This window comes from Kitasatospora sp. NPDC028961 (assembly GCF_055564815.1).
The window spans coordinates 140,476-143,789 of the sequence record NZ_JBVHVO010000007.1; the positions used below are offsets into that span (position 1 = coordinate 140,476).

The window sequence follows — 3,314 nt, forward strand, 5'->3', positions numbered from 1 at the left end:
CGTTGGGGGGGAGGGGGCCGCGGTGAAGGCCATCTGGCGAGCGAATTCGCCCACAAAGGAGGGGGGAGGGGGGGAGGGGGGGGGGGGGGAGGGGGGGGGGGGGGGCCCCCCCCCCCCCACCCCGGGTGTCGCCCCGCCGGGCCGCTGGGGTAGGACGGAGCGAGGACAATCCAGCGCCCGCCCCCGAGGAGCCCCATGCCTGGTCCGACCGTCGGTCCCGCCGGCCCCACCGGCGAGACGTCGACCGCGCCCGCGGCCCGGGCCACCGGGCCCGGCCGGACCGCCGCCGCCCCGGGGCGCGGCACCGTCGCCGTGCTCGGCGGTCTGGTGGCCCTCGGCCCGCTCACCACCGACCTCTACCTGCCCGGCCTGCCGGCGATCGCCGACGACTTCGCCGCCGAGCCGGCCGCCGTCCAGCTCACCCTGACCTTCTCGATGTTCGGGGTCGCCGCCGGCCAGCTGATCTTCGGACCGCTCAGCGACCGCTTCGGCCGACGCCCGCCGCTGCTCGTCGGCCTGGTGGTCTACACCCTGGCCAGCGTGCTGTGCGTGCTCGCGCCCACCCTGCCGGTGCTGATCGCGGCCCGCTTCGTGCAGGGCGCGGCCGGTGCGGCCGGCCTGGTCATCGGCCGCGCCGTCGCCCGGGACCGCTTCGAGGGCGTCGCGATGCTCCGCTTCCTCGCCTCGATCAGCCTGATATCCGGCCTCGCCCCGATCCTCGCCCCGGTCGTCGGCGCCCAGCTGCTCCGCGTCACCTCCTGGCGCGGCACCTTCGGCGCCCTCACCGCACTCGGCCTGCTGCTCACCCTGATCGCCTTCGCGGCCCTGCGCGAGACCCTGCCGCCCGCCGCCCGGCACGGCGGCGGGCTCGTGGCCACGCTGCGCACCATGAAGGGGCTGCTGCGGAACCTGCCCTTCCTGGGCCTCGTCCTGACCAGCACCTTCGCCTTCGGCTCGCTGTTCGGCTACATCAGCGGCTCCTCGGTGGTGCTCCAGCACGTGTACCACGTCTCGCCGCAGACCTACAGCCTGCTGTTCGGCCTCAACTCGCTCGCCATCGTGGGCGTCACCCAGCTGAACGGGCGGGTGCTCGCCCGCCGGTTCACCCCCGGCGCGCTGATGCTGGCCGGCCTCGGCACGGCGGTCGCCGCGGGGGTGGCGCTCGTCCTGCTCACCGCGGTCCGGGACCTCGGCCTGGCCGGGATCTGCCCGGCGCTCTTCGTCCTGATGGGCAGCCTCGGCGTGATCCTCCCGAACTCGGCCGCCCAGGCGCTCAGCCTGGTCCCCCCGCAGTCCGCCGGCTCGGCCTCCGCCCTCATCGGCACCGGCACGTTCCTCTGCGGCGCGCTGGTCGCGCCGCTCAGCAGCCTCGGCGGTACGCCGTCGGCGGTGCTCCTCGCGGCGGTCGTCCTCGGCTGCGCCGCCCTCTCCGCCGTCGCCTACCTCGCGCTCTGCCGCCCCCGCCGCCCGGCGGTGGCCGGGTAGCGGGGGCGCGTCGGACGCCGGCGCCGGCCCGGGCCGCCGCCGGCCCGCCGCGCCGTCGGGTCAGACGCCGACGGCGGCCTGGCCGCGGGCGAGCAGGCGGGTGCGGGCGTAGGCGGCCAGCTCGGGGCCGGCCGCGGTCGCGGCGGCGTCCTGGGTGGTGCCGCCGGGGCGGTAGGTGCCGGAGACGGTGTAGTAGCCGTAACGGCCGATCGTGGTGTGGGTGTTGGCGCAGCCCGTGGTCACGCACCAGGCGATGCCGTCGGGTGTGGTCAGCCCCTGGACCTGGCCCTTGTGGGCCTGGCCGACGGCGTCCGCCTGCGGCTTGTGGTCGAAGACGGCGACCCCGACGGTGACCGCGCTGTCGCCGGAGGTGTACGTCGCGCGCAGCAGCTTGCGGCAGGACTGACCGCTCGCCACGTCGCCGAGGCCGCCGGTGGTGGCCTGCCAGCAGGTGTCCGTGCTGCTGGTGGCGATCCGGTTCCAGGTGCGGCCGCCCACGGTGAGGCTCGGGGCGGCGAACAGGGAGGCCGGGTCGAGCGGGGCGGTGTCCGTCGCGGCCTCGGAGATGACCGTCAGCGGGTCGCGCGGTGCGCTGCTCGCCGGTGCGGGCGCACCGGCGGGGGGTACGGCCGGGGGCACGGCGGCCGGAGGAGCGCCCTGGGTGGCGCTCGCCCCGGGCTTGCCGGGGGTGGCGGTACCGCTCGGCCTGCCGCCGGACTTGCCGGGCGAGGGGGTCGGGCTCCCGGTGGTGGTGGCGGTGGGGCCGGGCGCGCCGGTCGGCGCGGTGGCCGGCGCGGTCGGTGTCACCCCGGTGGTGGGGCCCGTGTCCGCGCCGGTCGGCTCGGCGGTGGGGCCGGGCCGGAGCGTGGCGGTGCCGGTCGGGTGGTCGTTCCGGGAGCTGCCGGAGACCGTGATCGCCGTCGCCGTCATCCCGCCGACCAGGGCGGTCGCGAGCACGCTGGCACCGATCACCCGCAGCCGCTTCCGGCGCCGGATCTCCTCCTCGTGCTGTTCGGCCATAGCCGCCCAGTCGGGCTGCCGCGGGGTGGCGGGGCCGGCGAGGTACGGCGAGCCACCGGCGTACGGCGCCCGGGTGGTCGGCCCGGCCTGCGAGGGATCGGTCTGCGAGGGATCGGTCCGGGGTGGGCCGGCCTGCGAGGGATCGGCCTGTGGTGGGCCGGCGGGTGCTCCGACCGGTGGCGGGAGGGAAGCCCCGCCGGGTGTTCGCGTGCTGTCCGTCGTCCCCACCCCGTCCATCATGGTCGGTGATCCTATGACATGACTGATGGGCCGGGAGTGGGCGGTGGGACGGCCGTGTCCCGCTCGGGAAGGGACGCCCGCCGGGGGCGGCGCGACGGGAGGTCGCGCCGCCCCCGACGGGACTATGGGGTGTCGCGGGCGGGATCAGGCGATGGCGAAGTCGTCGCCGAAGACGTTGCCCTGGCCGTACCAGCCGTGCAGGTACACCGTCACGGTGCCGGAGGCGCCGGTGGTGAACGGGACGGTCAGCTTGGTCCAGCCGGAGGCGTTCGTCCAGGCGCTGGCGGTGGCGCCGCCGCTCACGCCGAGGTAGGCGTAGCTGCCCTGGACCCAACCGCTCAGCGTGTACGAGGTGTTGGGCGACAGCGTCACGGTCTGCTGGCACTGGCCGGTCTGGCCGGGGGTGGCCGCGGCCTGCAGGGCGTGGGTGCCGGAGTGGGCCGGGGTGGCGACCACCGCGCCGCCGCTCTGGCAGGTCCACGGGGCGAGGCTGCCCGTCTCCAGGCCGCCGTTCACCAGGCCGCCGGGCGGGGTGACCCCGGTGACGGTCAGGTTGTAGGTGCTGGTGT

3 protein-coding genes are annotated in these 3,314 nt (G+C 76.9%); 1 reads left to right on the forward strand and 2 read right to left on the reverse strand.

The window, feature by feature from the left end; genetic code table 11:
- Nucleotides 1-195 precede the first annotated feature (195 nt).
- Nucleotides 196-1,485, forward strand: coding sequence for a multidrug effflux MFS transporter (locus ACZ4UX_RS16120; RefSeq protein WP_465707100.1), 1,290 nt, complete (start codon nt 196-198; stop codon nt 1,483-1,485).
- Nucleotides 1,486-1,545: 60 nt separating this feature from the next.
- Here ACZ4UX_RS16120 and ACZ4UX_RS16125 read toward each other — a convergent pair whose 3' ends face one another.
- Both ACZ4UX_RS16125 and ACZ4UX_RS16130 read right to left on the reverse strand, forming a co-directional pair.
- Nucleotides 1,546-2,505 carry a hypothetical protein gene (locus ACZ4UX_RS16125; RefSeq protein WP_465707101.1) on the reverse strand — a complete coding sequence of 320 codons (960 nt, stop codon included), beginning with the start codon at nt 2,503-2,505 and terminating at the stop codon, nt 1,546-1,548.
- Between the two features lie 384 nt (nt 2,506-2,889).
- Nucleotides 2,890-3,314 (reverse strand): carbohydrate binding domain-containing protein (locus ACZ4UX_RS16130; protein WP_465707102.1); only part of this gene is annotated, 425 nt, incomplete at its 5' end.